The organism is Pseudidiomarina indica (assembly GCF_900104245.1).
Lineage (GTDB): Bacteria > Pseudomonadota > Gammaproteobacteria > Enterobacterales > Alteromonadaceae > Pseudidiomarina > Pseudidiomarina indica.
Window position 1 is genome coordinate 225422 of sequence record NZ_FMXN01000001.1, and the last position, 20806, is coordinate 246227.

20 protein-coding genes are annotated in these 20806 nt (G+C 49.8%); 7 read left to right on the forward strand and 13 right to left on the reverse strand.

Annotated features, from left to right (window positions below; all coding sequences use genetic code 11):
- The first annotated feature begins 65 nt into the window (after nucleotides 1-65).
- Nucleotides 66-893: a posphoenolpyruvate synthetase regulatory kinase/phosphorylase PpsR gene (gene ppsR / locus BLP64_RS01005; protein ID WP_092590823.1), complete on the forward strand. Its 828-nt coding sequence runs from the start codon at nucleotides 66-68 to the stop codon at nucleotides 891-893.
- Nucleotides 894-912: 19 nt separating this feature from the next.
- On the opposite strand, the gene BLP64_RS01010 is transcribed toward ppsR, so the two are convergent.
- Genes BLP64_RS01010 through htpX form a run of 3 tightly spaced genes read right to left on the reverse strand, consistent with a single transcriptional unit; the run spans nucleotide 913 to nucleotide 4032 of the window.
- Nucleotides 913-1737, reverse strand: a complete 825-nt coding sequence (locus BLP64_RS01010) for a DUF1338 domain-containing protein (protein WP_092590825.1) — start codon at nucleotides 1735-1737, stop codon at nucleotides 913-915.
- A 39-nt stretch (nucleotides 1738-1776) separates the two neighbouring features.
- Entirely contained in the window at nucleotides 1777-3135 is a 1359-nt protein-coding gene (locus BLP64_RS01015; RefSeq protein ID WP_092590827.1) for a class II 3-deoxy-7-phosphoheptulonate synthase, read from the reverse strand.
- Between the two features lie 24 nt (nucleotides 3136-3159).
- A complete protein-coding gene (gene htpX, locus BLP64_RS01020; RefSeq protein WP_092590830.1) occupies nucleotides 3160-4032 on the reverse strand; it encodes a protease HtpX in 873 nt (290 codons plus the stop codon).
- A gap of 150 nt (nucleotides 4033-4182) precedes the next feature.
- Here htpX and pepE point away from each other — a divergent pair, with 150 nt between their 5' ends.
- Entirely contained in the window at nucleotides 4183-4917 is a 735-nt protein-coding gene (gene pepE / locus BLP64_RS01025) for a dipeptidase PepE (RefSeq protein ID WP_092590832.1), read from the forward strand.
- Here pepE and bioD read toward each other — a convergent pair.
- The 4 genes from bioD to bioB are packed head-to-tail and all read right to left on the reverse strand — an operon-like array spanning nucleotide 4832 to nucleotide 8492.
- Nucleotides 4832-5596 carry a dethiobiotin synthase gene (bioD, locus tag BLP64_RS01030; protein ID WP_092590834.1) on the reverse strand — a complete coding sequence of 255 codons (765 nt, stop codon included), beginning with the start codon at nucleotides 5594-5596 and terminating at the stop codon, nucleotides 4832-4834. The two genes, pepE and bioD, sit on opposite strands and share 86 nt — an antisense overlap.
- The gene (locus BLP64_RS01035; protein ID WP_092590836.1) at nucleotides 5593-6357 is read right to left on the reverse strand and encodes a methyltransferase domain-containing protein; all 765 of its coding nucleotides are present in this window, start codon (nucleotides 6355-6357) and stop codon (nucleotides 5593-5595) included. Before BLP64_RS01035 ends, bioD begins: the two co-directional genes overlap by 4 nt.
- On the reverse strand, nucleotides 6342-7448 hold the full coding sequence (locus BLP64_RS01040) for an aminotransferase class I/II-fold pyridoxal phosphate-dependent enzyme (protein WP_092590839.1): 1107 nt from the start codon (nucleotides 7446-7448) through the stop codon (nucleotides 6342-6344). The genes BLP64_RS01035 and BLP64_RS01040 overlap by 16 nt, the downstream gene beginning before the upstream one ends.
- A 3-nt stretch (nucleotides 7449-7451) precedes the next feature.
- The gene (gene bioB / locus BLP64_RS01045) at nucleotides 7452-8492 is read right to left on the reverse strand and encodes a biotin synthase BioB (RefSeq protein ID WP_092590841.1); all 1041 of its coding nucleotides are present in this window, start codon (nucleotides 8490-8492) and stop codon (nucleotides 7452-7454) included.
- Nucleotides 8493-8611: 119 nt separating this feature from the next.
- Here bioB and bioA point away from each other — a divergent pair, with 119 nt between their 5' ends.
- Both bioA and asnS read left to right on the forward strand, forming a co-directional pair.
- Complete coding sequence (gene bioA / locus BLP64_RS01050) at nucleotides 8612-9895, forward strand: adenosylmethionine--8-amino-7-oxononanoate transaminase (protein WP_092590843.1); 1284 nt, start codon at nucleotides 8612-8614, stop codon at nucleotides 9893-9895.
- A gap of 80 nt (nucleotides 9896-9975) precedes the next feature.
- A complete protein-coding gene (gene asnS / locus BLP64_RS01055) occupies nucleotides 9976-11376 on the forward strand; it encodes an asparagine--tRNA ligase (RefSeq protein ID WP_092590845.1) in 1401 nt (466 codons plus the stop codon).
- 57 nt (nucleotides 11377-11433) lie between these two features.
- On the opposite strand, the gene BLP64_RS01060 is transcribed toward asnS, so the two are convergent.
- Nucleotides 11434-12000 carry a nitroreductase family protein gene (locus BLP64_RS01060; protein WP_092590847.1) on the reverse strand — a complete coding sequence of 189 codons (567 nt, stop codon included), beginning with the start codon at nucleotides 11998-12000 and terminating at the stop codon, nucleotides 11434-11436.
- A 163-nt stretch (nucleotides 12001-12163) separates the two neighbouring features.
- Here BLP64_RS01060 and sppA point away from each other — a divergent pair, with 163 nt between their 5' ends.
- From sppA to BLP64_RS01075, 3 genes are read left to right on the forward strand one after another with little or no spacing between them, the layout of a single operon-like run.
- Nucleotides 12164-14020 (forward strand): signal peptide peptidase SppA, encoded by a 1857-nt coding sequence (sppA, locus tag BLP64_RS01065; RefSeq protein WP_176754872.1) that lies wholly within the window; start codon nucleotides 12164-12166, stop codon nucleotides 14018-14020.
- A 3-nt stretch (nucleotides 14021-14023) separates the two neighbouring features.
- Nucleotides 14024-15034, forward strand: coding sequence for an asparaginase (gene ansA / locus BLP64_RS01070; protein WP_092590849.1), 1011 nt, complete (start codon nucleotides 14024-14026; stop codon nucleotides 15032-15034).
- Nucleotides 15035-15065: 31 nt separating this feature from the next.
- A complete protein-coding gene (locus BLP64_RS01075; protein ID WP_092590851.1) occupies nucleotides 15066-16412 on the forward strand; it encodes a sodium-dependent transporter in 1347 nt (448 codons plus the stop codon).
- A 172-nt stretch (nucleotides 16413-16584) separates the two neighbouring features.
- Here BLP64_RS01075 and BLP64_RS01080 read toward each other — a convergent pair whose 3' ends face one another.
- Genes BLP64_RS01080 through pabC form a run of 5 tightly spaced genes read right to left on the reverse strand, consistent with a single transcriptional unit; the run spans nucleotide 16585 to nucleotide 20779 of the window.
- Nucleotides 16585-17373: a TatD family hydrolase gene (locus BLP64_RS01080; RefSeq protein ID WP_092590853.1), complete on the reverse strand. Its 789-nt coding sequence runs from the start codon at nucleotides 17371-17373 to the stop codon at nucleotides 16585-16587.
- A 21-nt stretch (nucleotides 17374-17394) separates the two neighbouring features.
- Complete coding sequence (locus BLP64_RS01085; RefSeq protein ID WP_092590855.1) at nucleotides 17395-18360, reverse strand: hypothetical protein; 966 nt, start codon at nucleotides 18358-18360, stop codon at nucleotides 17395-17397.
- 3 nt (nucleotides 18361-18363) lie between these two features.
- Nucleotides 18364-18996 (reverse strand): dTMP kinase, encoded by a 633-nt coding sequence (tmk, locus tag BLP64_RS01090; protein WP_092590857.1) that lies wholly within the window; start codon nucleotides 18994-18996, stop codon nucleotides 18364-18366.
- Nucleotides 18996-20018 (reverse strand): endolytic transglycosylase MltG, encoded by a 1023-nt coding sequence (gene mltG, locus BLP64_RS01095; RefSeq protein WP_092590859.1) that lies wholly within the window; start codon nucleotides 20016-20018, stop codon nucleotides 18996-18998. The genes tmk and mltG overlap by 1 nt, the downstream gene beginning before the upstream one ends.
- On the reverse strand, nucleotides 19979-20779 hold the full coding sequence (gene pabC, locus BLP64_RS01100; protein ID WP_092590861.1) for an aminodeoxychorismate lyase: 801 nt from the start codon (nucleotides 20777-20779) through the stop codon (nucleotides 19979-19981). Before pabC ends, mltG begins: the two co-directional genes overlap by 40 nt.
- Nucleotides 20780-20806: the final 27 nt, after the last annotated feature.

Genomic DNA, 20806 nt, shown 5'->3' on the forward strand with positions numbered 1-20806 from the left:
TTTACACCGAGCGCACTCACAAGTTAACATCTTATCTACTTTTAATAACAAGGATATGTACTTCAATGCGTACAATTTTCTATATTTCGGACGGGACTGCGTTAACGGCCGAAGCATTTGGTAAAGCCATGCTGTCAATGTTCCCAGTACAAGTGGTGCATAAAACACTGGCTTTTATTGATACCCCAGAGAAAGCTAAAGAGGCCGTGAATAAAATTAATCAGGCCTACGACGCGTCCGGTGAACGCCCCATTATTTTTCATACCTTTGTGAGCATTGACATCAAACGAATCATCATGTCATCGCGAGGTGCTTGCTATGACTTCCTCGACTACTTTATCGCTCCTATTAGTCAAGAGTTAGGCATTCCAGCCCAACCCAAAACCCATCGCACCCATGGAATTCAAGAAAGTATGGTGGATCGGGAAAAGTACGACTTTCGAATTGAAGCGGTGAACTACACCTTGGACAACGATGATGGCAGTAATATCTCCGATTACGACGAAGCCGACATTATTTTGCTCGGCGTTTCCCGTACCGGGAAAACTCCCACCAGCCTTTATTTGGCCTTGCAATATGGTATCAAAGCGGCGAATTACCCATTAACTGAAGATGATGACATTGAACATTTGCAGTTACCTAAGGTGCTCCGCCCTCATGTGCGCAAAATTTATGGATTAACTTTGGAACCGCAGCGGTTGCATGAAATTCGTAGTAAACGGCGTGAAGGCAGTCGGTATGCTTCCTTAGCCCAGTGTCGGTTTGAAGTGCAGCAAGTGGAAAATATGTATCGCCGAGAAGGCATCCCTTTCCTCGACTCAACTCACTTTTCGGTGGAAGAAATTGCGGCTAAAATTTTGGCAGAAACCAATTTGGAACGGCATCGGTTTTAACCGATGCCGCTGTCCAAAACTATTCAGGCTTAGCGCTTGATTCGGTTGAATGAACGTTGGTGCTTTCAAAAATCTTATCTGCAGAGGCAGCCACGAATCCGGTATATAACTCATTCGGACGAATTTCGTAGCGCTTCGCAAACTCGTAAAAACAACCTGGAATCACTTTTTCAACATCACTAAACCGTACCGTCACCTGGTCGGCCATGGTCGATGATTGCTCTAAATAAACTGCGGCTGAGCCTTTAATTTCGCCACCCGCGCTATTTAAACGGAACCCGGCTTGCTTCAAGGTTTCGTTGACGGCTTCTAACGACTCGAAATCAGGCAATTCATTCACATTCACGGTGAAATGGTTGGCACGGAAACCAAAGGCAGCCAACCAAGCGGCGTATTCACTTTCCGCCAATAGCTTTTCGTAATCCGTGCTGCTTAATTGCCAATGCACGCCCGAGTACATAAAATCAGGCCGCTCCACTGCTGCCGGGTCAATCTGACTCACACATGAGCGCACAATTTGCTGTAATTCTGGAGAGAATTCTTCTACCAGCAATTCTGAAATAAAAATCTTCGGCAAGTTTGGATCAGTGTGCTCATAGTGTTTCGCAACCAACTTTTTGGCCTCGAATACATAATTTCCGCAAGCTTGATAGCCCATCGCCTCAAAATGTTGGGCTAAGGTCGCAAGACGGACAGGCGCAATGTTATAGGTACGAAACGCCACATGATCATTAATGATCGGACGCCCTTTCCCTAACACTTGATGCACTTTCGCTGCGGATGGTGCTAATTGAATGTAATCATTCCATAATTCTTCAAAAAACTGCTCAACACTCTGTGACATATACAACGACAACCTCAACAATGTCTTAAAGGGGATGGGTTAACCTCGTCCTTGCCGAGCTTCCTTGAGTGAATCGGCAACCAGGAATGCCAATTCTAACACTTGATCCGCGTTCAAGCGAGGGTCACATTGGGTGCGGTAACGTTGGGTAAGATCATGCTCACTAATCTGATAAGCCCCCCCCGTACACTCCGTCACATCTTCTCCAGTCATTTCCAAATGAACCCCACCTGGATAAGTTCCTTCGGCTTGGTGAACGGCAAAAAACTGACATAACTCTCGATGAATATCGTCGAAATTACGGGTTTTTAAGCCATTTTCAGCTTTCACGGTATTGCCGTGCATCGGGTCGCTGGACCAGACCACCTGACGACCTTCCGCTTTCACTCGACGAACTAAAGTTGGTAATTTATCTGCTAAGGTATTAGCCCCCATACGCGTAATCAGCGTAATCCGCCCTGCTTCATTATCTGGGTTGAGCACATCGAGCAACTGAATCAGCTCATCTGCAGGGATGTTTGGCCCAATTTTAATTCCCAACGGGTTGTGAATGCCGCGCATGAATTCAACATGGGCGTGATCCAATTGCCGTGTCCGTTCACCGATCCACACCATGTGCGCGGAACAATCATAGGGCAACCCCGTTAGCGTATCGATGCGTGTTAAGGCTTCTTCATAGGGCAATAGCAGCGCCTCATGGGAGGTAAACAACTGGGTTTCTGAAATGGTCGCGTTGCTCTGCCCATTAATGCCCAGCACTTCCATAAACTTCAATGCCGACTGAATTTGTTCCGCCACCTGCAAATATTTTTCTTTGAGCGGGTTGGCTTGCACAAAGCTCATGTTCCATTTATGCACCTTATGCAGATCAGCCAAACCACCTTGGGCAAAAGCACGCAGTAAATTCAACGTAGCTGCCGAGTGATGATAGGCTTGAATCATACGCTCAGGATCGGGCTCACGAGCCGCGGCAGTGAACTCAGCGCCGTTAATAATATCGCCCCGATAACTGGGCAAGCGCACCCCATCAATGATTTCTGTCTCACTGGAGCGTGGCTTCGCATACTGCCCCGCCATGCGCGCGACTTTGGTCACCGGACATGACCCAGCAAAGGTTAAGACCACCGCCATCTGTAAAATGACTTTAAAGGTGTCGCGAATTTTGGGGGCGGTGAAATCCGTAAAGGTTTCAGCACAATCGCCCCCTTGCAACAAGAACCCGTGGCCTTGACTCACCCGCCCCAGTTGCGAACGTAACGCGCGGGTTTCTTCCGCAAACACCAAGGGTGGGAACGACTTTAATTGCCGTTCCACCTGCTGTAATTGGGCTTCAGAAGAATACTGAGGTTGCTGCTGGATAGGTTTCTCCCGCCAGCTGCGGGTACTCCAATTGATCATGAGGGTCCTTACTTACTAATTCATTTACAGATTTTCGAGTGCACGAATACGTTTGCTTAACGGCGGGTGACTCATAAATAACTCACTGATGCTGCGCTTGCTTTGAATTCCGAACGCCATCATGGAGCCATCCAGGGTGGATTCATCTGCATTCTGCAAACGCTTTAACGCGGCAATCATTTTCTGTTTACCGACTAATTTAGCGGAGCCTGCATCGGCTCGGAACTCACGTTGCCGTGAGAACCACATCACTATCATACTAGCTAAAATACCAAACACCATTTCTAACACAATCACAATGGCGAAGTAAGCCATGCCACCCAACCCTTGCCCGTTTTGTGAATTGCTGCGGGTGGCGTTATCAATCACGGTGGCAATCACGCGCGCAAAGAAAATCACGAAGGTATTCACCACGCCCTGAATCAGGGTCAAAGTCACCATATCGCCGTTGGCAATATGACTCACCTCGTGAGCTAGCACGGCTTCCACTTCATCTTGCGTCATATTCCGCATCAAGCCGGTGCTGACTGCAACCAATGAGTTATTTTTGCTCGCTCCGGTGGCAAACGCATTGGGTTCCGGGGACTGATAAATCGCCACTTCAGGCATCGGAATACCTGCTTGTTGTGCTTGTCGTGCAACGGTATTCAATAACCATTGCTCGGTTTGGTTGCGAGGCTGATGGATCACCTCTGCCCCAACGGTTCGCTTTGCTAACCACTTTGACATCAGCAATGAAATAAACGCGCCACCAAACCCAAATAAGGCAGCAAAAATAAACAGCCCTTGGTACTGTCCAGGTTCTACTCCGAACGCCGGCATGAGAATATTCATGACCACACTAAGGACCAGCAAAATTGCTAAGTTCGTTGCTAAAAACAGCACAATTCGCAACATCTAATAAAACCTCTTGTTAACTAGGGAAGACACCTTGATTTATAAGGGTGTTAGCCGTTAATTACAAGACATCATCCTGTTTTTTTCAGGTTAATTTGATACGCTTGCGCGATACCACGTCCTTTTCGAATTCACTAAGGAGTTCTCATCATGACATCCCCGACTTTGCTGCTTATGAGTAGCTCACGTGCCGGCGATAGCGATTATTTAGCCCCCTGTTTAGAACCAATACGGACAATCTGCCAGGAGCGGACCATTCTTTTTATTCCTTATGCCGGCGTAGGAATGACCGCCGCTGACTATACGGCTCGTGTGCAAGCTGCATTGGCACCCGCTGGTCTAACCGTGATGGGAATTGAAGAAGCAACAGATCCAGTCGCAGCCGTGCAAACGGCAGAAGCTATTTTAGTCGGCGGTGGTAATACCTTCCGCTTGCTCGAACAGTTGTATCACCACCAGTTGCTTGAGCCGATTCGCCAAGCGGTTGCTGCCGGCACGCCCTATCTAGGCTGGAGCGCCGGTGCGAATATTGCAGGGTTAAGCATTCGTACCACCAATGACATGCCCATTGTCGAGCCGCCATCGTTTACTGCGCTGGGGTTAGTCCCGTTTCAGCTCAATCCCCACTATACGGATTTCAAACCCGCTGGGTTCCATGGTGAAACGCGCGATCAACGCTTGCAAGAGTTTATGGTCGTGGCCCCCCAGACGCCTATTTTCGCGATTCCCGAAGGCACTTTCTTGCAGGTATCTGGCCAACAAATGCATTATCAAGGTAACGCGCCCGCCTATCTCTTCCTTAAGGGTGAGAAGCAGGTGGTAGCGCCGCAGCAGGATTGTTCCCAGTGGCTAACCGCTGCGCCAGTGGCAGCAACAGCCGAGTAAGTGTTTCAGGTTCGGGCGAAAAAGGAATTTTCGCCCAGCACGGCGCCGGAATCATCCGCGCTAATGTATCATAATTTTCTGCACAGCAGACCATCGGCTCTGGAGTTAATTGATTGCCGACCCAACCGACAAGCGTTAATCCGCGCCGCTGGATATCCGCCACGGTTAACAACGCATGATTGATGCAGCCTAATTGCATGCCAATCACTAAGATCACCTCTGCATTCAGTGCTGTTGCCACATCAGCCATGGTCTCTTCCATGGATAAGGGCACTAACCAGCCGCCGGCTCCCTCAATCACTAATAATTCCTCGGTGTCGATACTCGCGTGAATGTGCGCCGCTATCCTGTTGGTGGAGAGCGATTGTTGCTGATGCGCTGCCGCGATATGAGGGGCGATGGCCGGCGCATAACAAAATGGGTTCACCCGCTGATAATTCTCAGGCGTCACAGGCATCCCTACAGCATCCATTAACGCTAATGCATCCTCATTACGTAATTGCCTTTGTTGATAGCATGCGCCTGAAGACACCGGTTTACGCACCCCCACACGCACCTCTAATTGTTGCAAGGCGCGACATAATGCTTGGGTCACCGTGGTTTTACCAACGCCAGTATCGGTGCCTGTTACAAACACTTTGGCAGGCCCCTCCACCAATGCCTTTTGGTTAATTATCATTGCGTTTTTCTCAATGTGATAAAGGCAATTTCCCAATGCAAAGGAAGCAATCCTTGTGGATCTCGATGGATTTCCATGGCTGTTGCAACTCGTTGAAGCTGCCCTTTGGTCAACCCGGGGCGCGCTTGATATTGATAGTTCGCACCAATGCCTTTTAGTTGGTGCAACATGGCCAATACCGTTGGATAACGAACCGTGATGGTTTGCTGCTCAACGGTGACCGACACTCCCTCAAGTAGAGCTAATTGCTGCTGCAATTCAGGGTAAGTCAGAAATGAGTTATGGCGACGATGACCGGTATACCGCAATAAATACCCACTCAATGGCTGCAACGACCCTTGCAACACAGTACTCGCCACGATTCTCCCCTGTGGTTTCACGCAGGCAACCCATTGCCGCAAAGCAGCCAATGGCTGATCTGCCCATTGCAGCACTAAATTCGCGTACAACGTATGAACGGACGCAGGGGCAAACGGAAGCTGTTCCATATCTGCCCGCACCCAATTGAGTGCTGGCAACCGCTGCTGGGCTTGCTGTAACATGCCCACAGCCAAGTCCAACCCCACGTAATGACTAGCGCGCTGCTGCAGTGCCTCACTATTCACCCCAGGACCACACCCAATATCCAGCGTCACACCGAGTTCTTCCGCAGGCAATTGCGCCAATAGATAAGCAGCACACTGGCGCTGTAATTCATTATGTTGGGTGTAACCGACAGCTGCTCGACTAAAGTGTTGGGAAATTTCTAATTTGTGAGACATTGTTTCAATCCTTCCACGAGCCTCACAATCGCCGCTTCAGTATGATTCGCCGTAATGGTGATCCGCAACCGCGCACTACCAGCGGGAACCGTGGGTGGACGGATCACGCCACAATCAAGCTGCTGGTCAGCTAAACGTTGGCCCCATGCAAGCGCCAGCTGTTCAGCTCCGAGCCAGATGGTTTGAATCGGATGTTCGCTGGGGTGTAATGCGATTCCCGCTGCTCGACATAGTTCTCTAAACCGCGCAATACGTTCTCGCAAGCGTTGCCGTATTTGCTCGCCTTCAGGGCTTTGAATCACGGTGATGGCAGCACTAATCGCTGCGGCTTGGGCTGCGGGCATCGCGGTCGAATAAATAAACTCACGCCCCTCGTTCACTAAATACTCCAGCTCAGCCGTGCCACCCACCAGAGCGGCTCCCATCACACCAATGGCTTTACCAAATGGAATCGTTAATAGCGCATGGGAATCCGGGAGCAACGCTGCAGCACCCCGTCCCCCCTTGCCGATCACGCCAATTCCATGGGCATCGTCCACCCATAAATCAGCAGGCAATGCCGCAAACTCTGCTAAAGGAGCTTGGTCGCCATCCATGCTAAACACACTTTCAGTGATGATTGAATTGGTTCCTTCACCTAGCCATTGCCGTGCTGTAGCAACAGATTGATGAGGGAAACGACGCCATTTGCGCGGCGGCAAACCAGCCAATAACGAGGCATGGCATAACCGATCCAGCAGTAATTGATCGTAATAGGCGTGGAATCCTTTGAGAGCGCACTGGTTGGCGGCGAACCCACTGCTAAATAAGAGTGCGCTATCACGTTCTAACCATTCTGCTAATTGCTGGGTTAAGCGCTGATGAGGTGCTTGGTAACCACAGATTAAGGGCGAGCCAGCACTCCCACAGCCATAATCGCTCAAGCCTTGTTGAAACGCAGCAATCACCTGTGGATGCTGAGCTAACCCCAAGTAATCATTACGATTGAAAGCGTCCCTTGTTGGAACCTGAGCAACTCGTAAAGAGCGCCAACGAAGCGCTGCTTGGCGCTGCTGTCGGTGCTGCGCCAAGGAAAGAGTGAGGCGTTCCATGGGCTAACGCACTTCGTAATAAAGAGGCGCCTGTTGTTGCTCGGTCACGGCATCTTGCAGCGCCGCGGTATGTACCTCATCATCATAATCTTGATGTGCCAATACCTTTAAGCCCAATCGCTCAAATAGCGCACGATCGTGATCCACGTCTGGGTTGGCCGTGGTTAACAGTCGTTCGCCATAGAAGATCGAGTTCGCCCCCGCTAAAAAACACAAGGCTTGCATCTGATCGTTCATGGTTTCGCGCCCGGCAGACAATCGGACATAAGAGGTTGGCATTAAAATTCGCGCCACGGCAATGGTGCGGATAAATTCAAAGGGGTCCAAATCGTCTAAGTCCGCCATCGGCGTGCCCTTTACTTTGACCAGCATATTAATAGGCACACTCTCAGGATGGACCGGCAAATTTGCCAATTGCATGAGTAACCCGACCCGATCATGACGACGTTCCCCCATGCCGACAATTCCGCCCGCACACACTTTCATTCCAGCGTCACGCACGTGCGCTAAGGTTGCCAACCGATCGGCATAAGTTCGAGTGGTAATCACTTCGCCATAATAGTCAGGCGACGTATCCAAGTTATGATTGTAATAATCGAGTCCTGCTTGTTTCAGCGCGTGTGCTTGGTGCTCATTGAGCATGCCCAGCGTCATGCAGGTTTCCAAACCCAAGGCTTTCACGCGCTTTACCATATCAATGACATAGGGCATGTCACGGTCATTTGGATGCCGCCATGCTGCGCCCATACAGAACCGCGAAGCACCTTGTGCTTTAGCAGCTGCTGCTTTCTCAACCACCTGTTCTACTGCCAATAAGCGTTCCCGCTCAACATCGGTGCGATAATGCGCACTTTGCGGACAATATTTGCAGTCCTCTGGACAGGCCCCTGTCTTAATCGACAATAAGGTGCTCACTTGCACCTCGTTGGGATCAAAATGCTGGCGATGCACTTGCTGAGCTTGAAACAAGAGATCATTAAAAGGTAACGCAAAGAGCGCTTCTACTGCTGGACGCTGCCACTGCTGGCGATGAGAACTCGACATAAAACAACCTAATTGAATCAATAACCATGAACGTAATTTTGTTTGCACAGGGTACGTCGTTTTCTTAAACTGTCAACTTTTATATCGCCCCACATATTACAACTGGCTATTATTTAATCATGTTATCATCTTCTGATTTAGCTTTTGACCGTCATCATATCTGGCACCCATACACATCATTACAGCAACCGCTGCCGGTTTACCCCGTGGCCAGCGCTCAAGGATGCGTCATTACCCTTACCGATGGGACTCAACTCATCGATGGCATGGCCTCCTGGTGGGCAGCCATTCATGGCTATAACCACCCAACCTTAAATCAAGCCATGACTGAGCAACTTCACCACATGAGTCACGTGATGTTTGGTGGCTTGACTCACGCGCCCGCCGTGCAGTTATGTCGACAGCTGGTGGCCATGACACCCTCGGCATTGCAGCATGTTTTCTTAGCGGATTCAGGCTCGGTCGCGGTCGAAGTCGCCATTAAAATGGCGTTGCAGTATTGGGCCAGTCGTGATCAACCGCAGAAAAATCGTTTAGTCACCATTCGAGGCGGCTACCATGGAGATACCTTTGCAGCGATGTCAGTCTGTGATCCGGTCACGGGAATGCACCATTTATTCCACGGCAGCTTGGCACAACAACTCTTTGCACCAACCCCTACCATCCGCCCCCACGAACCTTGGCATGCCGCTGCCATCGAACCTTTGGCACAATTGCTAGAGCAGCATCATCACGAACTGGCAGCTCTTATTTTGGAGCCCCTAGTACAGGGTGCGGGAGGCATGCGATTTTATCATCCGCAATATCTCACCGAAGCGAAACGCTTATGCGAGCACTATCAGGTGCTCTTTATTGCCGATGAAATTGCCACTGGGTTTGGCCGCACAGGCTCCCTCTTTGCCTGTGAACAAGCGCAAGTGACACCTGACATTTTGTGTCTCGGTAAAGCGCTCACCGGTGGCTATCTCACCTTAGCAGCGGTGCTATGCACCCAGGATGTTGCGCACACCATCAGTCACGGGCCAGCCGGTGGTGCACTGATGCATGGCCCCACCTTTATGGGCAACCCCTTAGCCTGTGCCGTGGCCTCAGCCAGTCTCCAGCTGTTACAAGAGAGCCCATGGCAAACGCAAGTGCAGCATATTGAACAGCAGTTGCAGCAAGAACTTGCGGCGGCTAAAGAACTGCCGGGTGTCGTGGATGTACGGGTATTGGGGGCAATTGGTGTGATTGAACTGGATCACCCCGTGGATGTTGCTGCTGCCCAGCGCATTTGTGTTGAACAAGGGGTCTGGATCCGTCCCTTTGGCCGACTGATTTATGTGATGCCGCCCTACCTCATCAGTGCTGCGCAATTGAGCAAACTTACCCATACCATGTGCTATCTAGCGAAAACCCTATGATTTTCGCTTGAGTCTGACGGAAAGCAAGGTAACATATCAGCCTATTTTACTTTTAACCTAACTAACGGAGTTTGTAGGCCATGTCCTTCGCAACAATTGTCGATGTCTTATCGGGAAAAATTGCCGTTGGTGATGAAGTTACTGTGCGCGGTTGGGTTCGTACCCGACGGGATTCTAAGGCAGGCATTTCATTTATCAATGTGCATGATGGTTCGTGTTTTGATGCTATTCAAGCAGTCGTCCCTAATCATCTCGACAATTATGACAATGAAGTGCTCAAGCTAACCACCGGGTGCAGTGTTGCAATCACGGGAACAGTCAGTGAGTCCGCAGGTCAAGGCCAGAATTACGAAATTCAAGCGACTGCCGTAAAGGTTTATGGGTTTATTGACGATCCTGATACCTACCCGATGTCGCCGAAGCCTCACTCCATGGAATATTTGCGTGAATACGCGCACCTCCGCCCACGGACCAATATTACCGGGGCGGTCATGCGCGTGCGGAACTGCCTCGCACAAGCATTGCATCGATTCTTCCACGAACGCGGTTATTTGTGGGTCGCAACCCCAATTATCACAGCTTCTGATGCAGAAGGTGCCGGTGAAATGTTCCGCGTATCAACGCTCGACCTGATGAACTTGCCGCACACAGCCGCCGGTGAGGTTGATTTCAGCAAGGACTTTTTCGGTAAAGAAGCGTTCCTTACCGTATCGGGCCAACTGAATGGGGAAGCCTATGCGTGCGCCCTCTCCAAAATTTATACCTTTGGGCCAACCTTCCGCGCCGAGAACTCCAACACCAGCCGCCATCTGGCTGAGTTTTGGATGGTTGAACCTGAAGTGGCTTTTGCCAACCTCGATGATATCGCCTACCTCGCGGAAGACATGCTGAAGTATTGTATCCGCGCCGTGCTTGAAGAGCGTGCCGATGATATGGCGTTCTTCCAGAAACGAGTGGACAGTCAAGTCATCGAGCGTTTGAATCATGTCCTCGAACATAAATTTGTTCACATGGATTACACTGAAGCCGTTGAGATCCTGAAAAACTGCGGCAAGAAATTCCAGTATCCAGTGGAATGGGGCACCGATTTGCAATCCGAGCACGAACGTTACTTGGCAGAAGAACACGTTGGTGCACCGATTGTTCTGAAAAACTACCCGAAAGATATCAAAGCGTTTTATATGCGCCAGAACGAGGACGGCAAAACCGTTGCGGCAATGGACGTACTCGCCCCAGGAATTGGTGAAATTATCGGTGGCAGTGCCCGTGAAGAACGCTTAGATCGTTTGGATGCACGCATGCTAGAGCTGGGCATGGAACTGGACCAATACAGTTGGTATCGTGACCTACGCCGCTACGGAACCGTGCCACATGCAGGCTTTGGCTTAGGTTTCGAGCGTTTGGTGACTTATGTGACGGGCATGAGCAACATCCGTGATGTTATCCCCTTCCCGCGGGCGCCGAAATCAGCAGAGTTCTAATCTTGGAACTGATACAGAACAAAACCAGCGCAAGCTGGTTTTGTTCTTTTTGTCTTCCTATAAAGGCGACGCTTGGCCCCAGTAACGAACCTTCTCGGTCATGTCTTTATGTGGCTTAATGGGCGTATCAACGACAGGTGTTCCAACATACATAAAGCCGACAATGGCATCTTTATTGGTCAACCCTAACGCCTGTTTGACGCCCTCGTCTTCGGCAAACCAGCCCGTTCTCCAGACCGCTCCAAGACCTTGAACAAACGCCGCTTGTTGCAACAGCAAGGCCGCACACGCAGCGCTTGCAAATTGTTCATCCCGCGGTACTTTGTCATGCTCTTGATACGTCATGGCCACGACAATCACCATCGGCGCTCGCAATGGTAGTTCTTTGGCGCGCTCAACCTGAGCTTCGGGCTCTCCCTTCGCCGCTGCGGCTTTCGCAAAAATGGTTCCTAATTCAGCCAATTGTTCGCCCTGAAAAATGGTTATTTGATATGGCTGCAACGCCATATGGTCGGGAGCACGAGCGGCCGCAGTAATCATGAGATCAAGTTGTTCGTCCGTAGGTCCTGGCGCAACCACGCGCGGCATGGACGAACGCGTGGTGAGCAATTCGAGTGCGTTCATAAAAACCTCATCTAATGAACTAGCTAGAAGAATCCCAACGGGGATCGTGGAAATGCATCCTAGCATAACAAATGATCACTCTCTGTTACATTGTCTGACTGGTTTATGCGTTATTTCTAGGTTACTCTTGAAGCGGGTATGGATTCCACTAGAGATGACAACTATGAGCGATATTGCAAGCGTATTTAGAAAGCTTTTTGGTTTAATCAACATCATCCGAAAGGTGATTCTCAACATTATCTTTTTTGTGCTGTTGATTTTGGTGATCGGGTTATTTTCTGCTGAAGAACAGCCGATCGTTGTTCCCAACAATAGCCTCCTCACCCTTAATCTATCGGGCGTATTGGTCGAAGAAAAAACCTGGGTGCATCCATTGGATGCCTTTGTGAATGAATTGGCGGGCAGCCATAATCAAATCCCCGAAGTCGTGTTAAGTGATGTCATCAACGCAATTGATGAGGCAGCCACCGACGATCGTATTAGCGGTTTGAACCTCGAGTTGTCGCTATTTATGGGCGGTGGTCTCAATAAAATGAAAACCGTTGGAGCAGCCATTGAGCGCTTCCGAGCCACCGGTAAACCAGTCATGACCTATGCGGATCATTACACCCAATCGCAATACTATCTTGCCGCGCACGCCGACCGGGTTTATTTAAATCCACTGGGCATGGTTGCTTTTGAAGGTTTCGGCTCCTACCGTTTGTACTTCAAGGATCTGCTCGAAAAGCTCAAAATCAATGCGCATGTGTTTAAGGTTGGCGCCTACAAGTCAGCGGTTGAGCCCTACACTCGAAACGATATGTCTGACGAAGCACGGGAAGCAAACCAGTTACTTTATGATGAGCTTTGGGACATTTATGTGGCTGATTTAGCACAATTACGAGAAATCGACCCACGTATCCTGTCTGGCAAAATGGAAGATTTTATTGCTGCCGTTGCTGAGCACGACAATGATATTGCAGCCATGGCCGTGACGACCGGCCTGGTCACCGCTCTATACTCACGCGAGCAATTCCGGCAAGAAATGATCGATTTAACCGGTCTCGACGACGATAAGAAAAGCTGGAAAAAAATTGGTCATGAGGAATATTTAGCCGCGCTGAATGGTCCAGCTAAGGCGGATAGTGAGCAATCAGCAGATGATAAAGTTGCGATTGTTATTGCCCGCGGTACCATTGTCGATGGTCACCAAAAAGCAGGCATGATTGGCGGTGATAGTACCGCTGCATTGTTACGCAAGGCACGTTTAGACGATGATGTAAAAGCAGTTGTTCTACGCGTTGATAGCCCAGGCGGAAGTGGTTTTGCCTCAGAAATTATTCGCCAGGAAGTATTGGAATTGAAAAAAGCTGGGAAACCAGTCATTGCATCCATGAGCAGCGTTGCGGCATCAGGTGGTTACTGGATTTCCGCAAGCGCTGACGAAATCTGGGCAACCCCTGAAACCATCACGGGTTCAATTGGGGTCTTTGGCATGTTTTTCACCGTCGAGAATTCTCTTGCACACATCGGTGTCTACAACGATGGGTACCACACCACGAACATGCCAGTACTAGATGTCACGCGTGGCCTTGATGAGCATGGTAAATATCTCATCCAAATTTCCATCGAGAAATTCTATCGTGATTTTGTGAGCATGGTGGCAGAAAGTCGCGACATGACTTACGACGCTGTTCATGAAGTGGCTCAAGGCCGTATTTGGACCGGCCAACAAGCCCTGCAACTGGGTCTGGTTGATGCGCTGGGAGAGCTCGATGACGCGATAGCTGCTGCCGCCCAACGTGCAGAGCTCGAGAACTATGAGGTTATGGTGGTGGAGCCTGATTTGTCTGCCAAAGAGAAGTTCTTGCAGGAAATGTTCGGACAAGCCACGGCACTGGTTCCTGCGTCATGGACAGCCCCCACCTATTCGCCGTTAGAGATTCAATTGCAGCGCATCTTTAAAGAGGTTAAATTACTGAACCAATTTAATGACCCCAATGGCGTTTATGCCCTTTGTGAAATCTGTCCTTTGCCGTAAATCATGACAAAAAAACGTATCTATATCGCCTACACAGGCGGCACCATTGGAATGCAAAAATCGACACAGGGGTACATCCCTGTGTCGGGATTTTTAACCGAATGTGTGCAACGCATGCCAGAGTTTTATCGAGATGAGATGCCGGAATTCACCATCCATGAATACTCTCCTCTGATGGACTCATCGGATATGGCACCGGCCGACTGGCAACTCATTGCCGAAGATATTCAGCGACACTACAACGACTATGATGGGTTTGTGATCTTGCATGGCACTGACACCATGGCGTACACCGCCTCTGCACTGTCGTTCATGTTTGAGAACTTGGCCAAGCCAGTCATTATTACAGGCTCCCAAATTCCGTTAGCAGCGCTCCGCTCCGACGGTCAACAAAATTTACTGAATGCGCTTTATCTGGCAGCCAATTACCCCATTCACGAAGTGAGTTTGTTTTTTAATAACACGCTGTTTCGTGGCAACCGAGCCACCAAAGCCGATGCGAATGGGTTTCATGCGTTCGCCTCCCCCAATTTTGCCCCGCTGTTAAAAGCTGGCATTCAAATTACTGTTGAAGCAGGGACAGTCCAACCCATTGGACAAACGCCATTGCGGTTAACCCCAGTTACCCCACAAGCGATTGGGGTCGTAACCCTATATCCGGGGATTTCTGCCGCCATTTTGGACAACATGCTCCAGCAACCTGTCAAAGCGCTCATTATGCTCAGTTATGGGGTCGGTAATGCACCGCAAAACCCCCAATTGCTGAACAGTTTGCAACGCGCCATAGAACAAGGTACCGTGGTGTTGAACTGTACCCAGTGCTTTAAAGGTAAAGTGAATATGGGCGGCTATGCGACAGGAAGTGCCCTCGCTCAAATTGGTGTGGTCAGCGGTCATGATATGACCATTGAGGCTGCTCTCACAAAACTGCATTATTTGCTTTCACAGAACTTACCTCAACACGAGATACAACAACGATTGCAAACTAACTTGCGCGGTGAACTCACTGCGTAATCTCCTGAACAATTAATAAGAACATTATTTTATGGCACTTAAATCTCCTGCTTTCTCCTCCCGCATTGGTTTCATTCTTGCTGCTGCTGGCTCTGCCGTTGGCGTCGGTAATATTTGGGGGTTCCCAACCCAAGCTGCACAGAATGGTGGTGGAGCATTTTTACTGGTTTACCTCTTGATGGTCGCCCTGCTCGCCTACCCCATGTTGGTGGCCGAACTGACCATTGGTCGAATGCGGCAACGTAACCCGATTGAAGCCCTCCGTTCTATCGATGATAAACCACTGTGGCGCCGCTTCGGAACCTTTTCAGGTATTCTAGGGTTGATTGTGCTCTCGCTTATCTTAAGCTTCTACGGCATTGTTTCAGGGTGGTTATTAGCTCACATGCTGGCCCCCATTGCTGAGTTGTTCGGTTGGGAAAAAGCTGCTCGTTGGCTCACTGACTTCAATACCGAACGCAACTTATTAATGATGGCGGTTTTCCTTATCGTGACAATTCATGTGGTCCGCTCGGGAGTGAATGATGGCATTGAGCGTTGGTCGCGACGGTTGATGCCGCTATTATTTGTGTTACTGGTTGGGATGGCCGCATACATTCTCACCTTGCCCGGTGCAACAAGCGGTTTAAAAATGTACCTAAGCCCCGACTTTTCACAAGTGACCAATCCGAATTTGCTGATTCGCGCCATGGGTCAAGCCTTTTTCTCATTATCCATTGGGGTCTGCTGTATGATGACCTACGGTGCCTATCTGTCCAAAGATGAGCACCTCCCAAAAACAGCTGGCTGGGTGGCCGTGCTCGATACGTCGGTTGCCTTTTTAGCGGGGTTATTGATCCTACCAGCCATGTTTGTCGCACAAGAATTGGGCGTGGTCATTTATAATGATGCGGGCCAATTGTTATCCAGTGATACCCTTGTTTTTCAAGTGTTACCCGCTATGTTTGACTCCATGGGGGCCGCCGGGATTTGGGTCAGTATTGCCTTTTTTGCACTCATGATGATTGCCGCTATCACATCATCCATTTCAATGCTTGAAGCACCGGTCAATACTTTGGTGGAAGAAACCGGGCAATCCCGTTCACAAATGTCATGGGTTGTGGGCCTTTCTATCGGCCTTGTGGCTGCCATTATTATTTATAATTTTGAGCTACTTTTTGGCGCTGTGATTACCTTCACCACCGTGTACATGCAGCCGCTATTGGGCATTACCTTTGCCGTTATGCTGACGTGGGTGTTGCGCCAAAATAAATTGCTGCGCGAACTACAGCAAGGTGCGCCAGACATTGAGCGGTCACTGTTCTGGAAAATTTGGCCGTGGTATGTGAAGTTTGTCTGCCCTGTGTTGATTCTTTTAGTTATCTGGCAAGGGCAATAAGAAATAACAGACAAAAAAATGCTCGGGACCAATTTGGAGGGAGTCCCGAGCTTAGGGGAATGGCTCAAGGGTTTGAGCCGTGCGCTAACTCTACTCATTAAAACTCTTTAACGATTACTATTGAGTCTAGCGCGCAAATTTAAAATTGCTAATTTTACCTTGTAAAGAATCGTTAAATAGTTATTGCAGCCCGCTGAAACAACTGATAAAAATTTTCTGTGGTGACGGCCGCAACTTCCTCCACTGAAATTCCTTTCACCTCAGCCACACAACGAGCCACGTCTGCCACAAATGCCGGCTGATTTTCTTTCCCTCGATGAGGGACAGGCGCTAACCACGGGCTGTCTGTTTCAATCAATAACTTTTCTAACGGCAACTTACGCACCACCTCGCGTAATTCCGTTGCATTGCGAAACGAAACAATTCCAGAAATTGAGATATAAAAATCTAAATCATCAATGGCTTGCTTGGCCATTTCATAGGTTTCCGTAAAACAATGAAGGACCCCACCACAGCGCTCAGCGCGACCTTCGCGCAACATTGCTAAGGTATCGTCGCGGGCATCGCGGGTATGAATAATAAGGGGTTTATCTAATTCATTGGCTAATTGAATATGATAAGCAAAACTTTCTTGTTGCACCGGGTGACTTTCAGGATCGTAATAATAATCCAGCCCAGTTTCGCCAATCGCAACCACTTCGGGAGCCGCTGCCATCGCTTTTAACTGCTGAGGATCATAAGGGTTTTTAGCCACATATAGCGGGTGCATGCCACAGCTCATGCTCACTTCAGGGAACTCTGCTACCAACTCACGCATGGCAGGAAAGGCATCCAGCGTCACCCCCACGCACAACATATGTTTCACTTGTGCGGCCTGGGCAGCCCGAATCACGTTTTCTAATTTGCCATCAAACGGCGCCAGATCAATCCGATCTAGGTGACAATGAGAATCAACAAACACAACAACTCCAACTGATGAAATCTAACGGTGCGGCTGCCATTGCAACCACAAGTTTTGTAGCAACAAGGGCAAGTTTAAGCCGCTTTGCTCGCGGGTCATATGGCGCAGATTATAACACAGAGAAAGCCGATGACTGAGGGTCGTCACCGGATGACTGGGTTGCTGTTGCAACCAAGTCTGTGCCCATTCTTGCAACTGCGGATAATGGCACCGATGCGGGGGTAACTGTTGCTGCACACGAAGCAGCTCTTGCAACCACGCAATGCTCGCCATGAGCCAATGGTTGGCATCGTCTTTGGTCGGTTGCGGCCAAACCGCGGCTCCCACCGCAGCGCGGGCAATCAATGCAACCCGCTCCACCTCATCCTGTTCGCCTCGTAACGCGGCTAAAGCCGTCAACGGCGCCCCTTGGTAGGAGGTCACTAAATGGCGTTCTGCTGATGTTAACGAGCGTTTTAATTGCTGGGTTAACCAATGTTCGAGGGCCGCTTGATCGGGTTCGACAAAGCGATGAAGTTGCATCCGGCTACGTAACGTCGGCAATAAATCAGCGGTCCGTTCAGGGCTCAAAATCAAATAAGTATTCGGGCTCGGCTCTTCCAAGGTTTTTAATAGCGCATTGGCCGCTTCCGTGGTCAGCCGATGGGCCTCTTTAATCCACGCAACCTTGGCGCCCTGCTGACTTGCTGTTTGCTGTAATTGATGCGTCAGTTCGCGAATCTTATCAACACCAATGGCCCGCCCATCATCACTTTTCAATTCGTAATAATCGGGGTGGGTCTCCGCAGCCCACAATAAGCAACTTTTACACTGACCGCAGGCTTGCTGTGTCGGATTTTGGCATAGCAAAAAACGGACAAAGTTTTCTGTAAACACACTGGCACCAAGCTCTTCCCGTGCAGGAATGCAATGAGCATGGCTTAAACGGTGCTGTTGCGCCTCACCAATCAATTGACGCCAGGGTTCTCGTAACCAGGGTAAATGCATCGGTTAATTGAGCTCCTGTGCCATAAAACGCTGCAATTGTTGTAACAAATCTCGATGGACGGCCGCCATGTCTTGATTCGCATCAATCACTTGGATGGTTGGATCGGTGGCTGCGATACTTAAATAGCGTTGCCGTGTCCGTTTAAAAAAAGCCAGCTCCTCTTGTTCAATTCGGTCTAAATCACCGCGCGCTTGAGCACGAGCTAATCCTCGCTGAGGTTCAATATCCAGCAATAAGGTTAAATCCGGTTGAAACTCCCCCAAGACCAACTGACGTAAACTGGCCAACTTCTCATCGGCAATGCCCCGCCCACCGCCTTGATACGCGCGTGATGATAAATCGTGCCGATCCCCAATCACCCATTCTCCTTGGGCTAAGCTCGGCTCAATCACATTGGCAACCAGTTGTGCTCGGCTGGCATACATTAATAAGAGTTCAGTTTCTGCCGTGACGGTTTCCATCCATGGCTGCTTTACCAAAGCACGGATCGCTTCCGCCATTGGCGTCCCACCGGGCTCGCGCACTTGGCGATGGGGAATTGCGTGCTCGGTTAAAAAGTTCTTCACACACGCCATGGCGGAGCTTTTACCCGCTCCTTCCAGCCCTTCAATGACAATGAATTTACCTCGTGGCATTAGCGTTGGTTCCTTTGATAACGATTCACAGCACGGTTGTGTTCGGCCAAGGTTCGTGAAAATACGTGCTTGCCGGTACCATCCGCAACAAAGTAAAAATAATCCGTCTGTTCTGGATGGGCAGCAGCCACTAAACTTTGGCGACTCGGCATGGCAATTGGCGTGGGCGGTAACCCATCAATGCGATAAGTATTGTACGCGGTTAACTCACGCAAATGGGCACGAGTTAAGTTGCCATCAAAGTTTGGGATGCCATAAATGGTTGTTGGATCTGACTGCAATCGCATACCAGTCCGTAAGCGGTTTACGAACACGGAGCTCACTTTTCCACGCTCACCGTCAAGCCCAGTTTCTTTTTCAATAATGGATGCCATTATCAATAATTCATAAGACGTTGCATAGGGCAAATCAGCCTCTCGCTGCTGCCAAATTTGTTCCAACTCTTGATTCATGCGGCGATACGCCGTCACCAGCAAATCCAGACCTTGGGTGTTAGCCGTATAGCCATAGGTATCAGGGTATAACAATCCTTCAAAAGAAGCATGTTGGGTGCCTAGTCGTTCATTCAATCGCTGTTGCAGTTGCGCGGTATTTCCTCGTAATTCATCAGGCCAGAGCAAATGGTCGCTGTTTTCTAACACCTCCACCCATTCCGCCAGCGTCCGCCCTTCAATCAGCGCCACCCGAAACACATACTGCTCGCCATGACGCAGCTTGCGCCACAAGTCTGCCACGGTGTCGCTAGGGGTGAGTTCATAAACGCCGGCTTGGATCCGCTGGGGATTCGCTAACACGCGGCTGGCTAGGTAAACCGACGTAACGTTGAGTGTTGCCCCTTGTTGATTAAGGTGATGCAAAATCGTGCGAGCATGCATGCCTCGCTGTACTTCGATTTGAATCGGTGCGGTAAAACCAAGTGACTGGTGTAATTGCTGAGAGCCATACCAAAACAGACCAAATGTGAGTAAGGTCAGCAGTAATATCAACCCGGCAATGAATTGGATAATACGTTTAAATACCACTGTTGAACGGCCTCTGGTAGTCCTTGTTGATGGAGTTTTTTATGTCCTAATTGGCCAATGGGGCGCGGCCCCAGCACGGTATTGCAAATAAATGCTTGTTCTGCCATGAGTAAATCAGACCAAGTTGCGTACGTTGGTAACGCGTGCGGCAATACCTGGGCCTGAATTTCGGCTTGCATGATACCGGCTATCCCCGCTTGTTTTAAACAGGGAAAGCGCCACTGCTGCCCATCATACCAAAATAAATTACTACTCGTCGCCTCCACCAATTGTTGTTCGGTATCCGTCACCAGCAACTCATCCACACCTCGTTGTTGGCGTTCATGCGAAAGCAAGACTTGGTCCAGTCGATTGAGGGTCTTGAGCCCGGCCAGAGCAGGCTGTCGAGCCAATTGATACTGCGCAAGCTCCACGGTGAGTGGGCGTGGATCCCATTGGGGCAAGGGTGCGGTGGTGACGTACCAATGGGTCTGTGGTTGAGTGGGCGGCGCATAACCACGTTCACCAAGGCCGCGCGTGACAATGATTTTTACCACACAATCCGGCGTTTCTGTCGCGATAGCAGTCAGCACTGCAAGGACATCGGCAAGCGGTGGTAGCTCAAGATATAAACGCTGACTCGCGGTGCGTAAACGTTGCCAATGGCGTTCCCAGAATTGCAAACGTCCCGCTCGAATAACGAGTGTTGTGAAGTGGCCGTCGCCAAATTGCAAGCCACGGTCGAGTTGAGTTGGTGAAAGGCGTTGACCGTTAAACCACATATAAAAAAGGCGGAATCAACGTTCCGC

What these genes read in the sequence shown, in the direction of transcription:
- sppA (WP_176754872.1), top strand. Translation starts at nt 12,164, where the DNA reads ATGAGCGATATTGCAAGCGTATTTAGAAAGCTTTTTGGTTTAATCAAC.
- BLP64_RS01010 (WP_092590825.1), bottom strand. Translation starts at nt 1,737, where the DNA reads ATGTCACAGAGTGTTGAGCAGTTTTTTGAAGAATTATGGAATGATTAC.
- BLP64_RS01040 (WP_092590839.1), bottom strand. Translation starts at nt 7,448, where the DNA reads ATGGAACGCCTCACTCTTTCCTTGGCGCAGCACCGACAGCAGCGCCAA.
- asnS (WP_092590845.1), top strand. Translation starts at nt 9,976, where the DNA reads ATGTCCTTCGCAACAATTGTCGATGTCTTATCGGGAAAAATTGCCGTT.
- pepE (WP_092590832.1), top strand. Translation starts at nt 4,183, where the DNA reads ATGACATCCCCGACTTTGCTGCTTATGAGTAGCTCACGTGCCGGCGAT.
- htpX (WP_092590830.1), bottom strand. Translation starts at nt 4,032, where the DNA reads ATGTTGCGAATTGTGCTGTTTTTAGCAACGAACTTAGCAATTTTGCTG.
- ansA (WP_092590849.1), top strand. Translation starts at nt 14,024, where the DNA reads ATGACAAAAAAACGTATCTATATCGCCTACACAGGCGGCACCATTGGA.
- tmk (WP_092590857.1), bottom strand. Translation starts at nt 18,996, where the DNA reads ATGCCACGAGGTAAATTCATTGTCATTGAAGGGCTGGAAGGAGCGGGT.
- BLP64_RS01035 (WP_092590836.1), bottom strand. Translation starts at nt 6,357, where the DNA reads ATGTCTCACAAATTAGAAATTTCCCAACACTTTAGTCGAGCAGCTGTC.
- BLP64_RS01085 (WP_092590855.1), bottom strand. Translation starts at nt 18,360, where the DNA reads ATGCATTTACCCTGGTTACGAGAACCCTGGCGTCAATTGATTGGTGAG.
- bioB (WP_092590841.1), bottom strand. Translation starts at nt 8,492, where the DNA reads ATGTCGAGTTCTCATCGCCAGCAGTGGCAGCGTCCAGCAGTAGAAGCG.
- bioA (WP_092590843.1), top strand. Translation starts at nt 8,612, where the DNA reads ATGTTATCATCTTCTGATTTAGCTTTTGACCGTCATCATATCTGGCAC.
- bioD (WP_092590834.1), bottom strand. Translation starts at nt 5,596, where the DNA reads ATGATAATTAACCAAAAGGCATTGGTGGAGGGGCCTGCCAAAGTGTTT.
- BLP64_RS01075 (WP_092590851.1), top strand. Translation starts at nt 15,066, where the DNA reads ATGGCACTTAAATCTCCTGCTTTCTCCTCCCGCATTGGTTTCATTCTT.
- BLP64_RS01060 (WP_092590847.1), bottom strand. Translation starts at nt 12,000, where the DNA reads ATGAACGCACTCGAATTGCTCACCACGCGTTCGTCCATGCCGCGCGTG.
- BLP64_RS01015 (WP_092590827.1), bottom strand. Translation starts at nt 3,135, where the DNA reads ATGATCAATTGGAGTACCCGCAGCTGGCGGGAGAAACCTATCCAGCAG.
- ppsR (WP_092590823.1), top strand. Translation starts at nt 66, where the DNA reads ATGCGTACAATTTTCTATATTTCGGACGGGACTGCGTTAACGGCCGAA.
- pabC (WP_092590861.1), bottom strand. Translation starts at nt 20,779, where the DNA reads ATGTGGTTTAACGGTCAACGCCTTTCACCAACTCAACTCGACCGTGGC.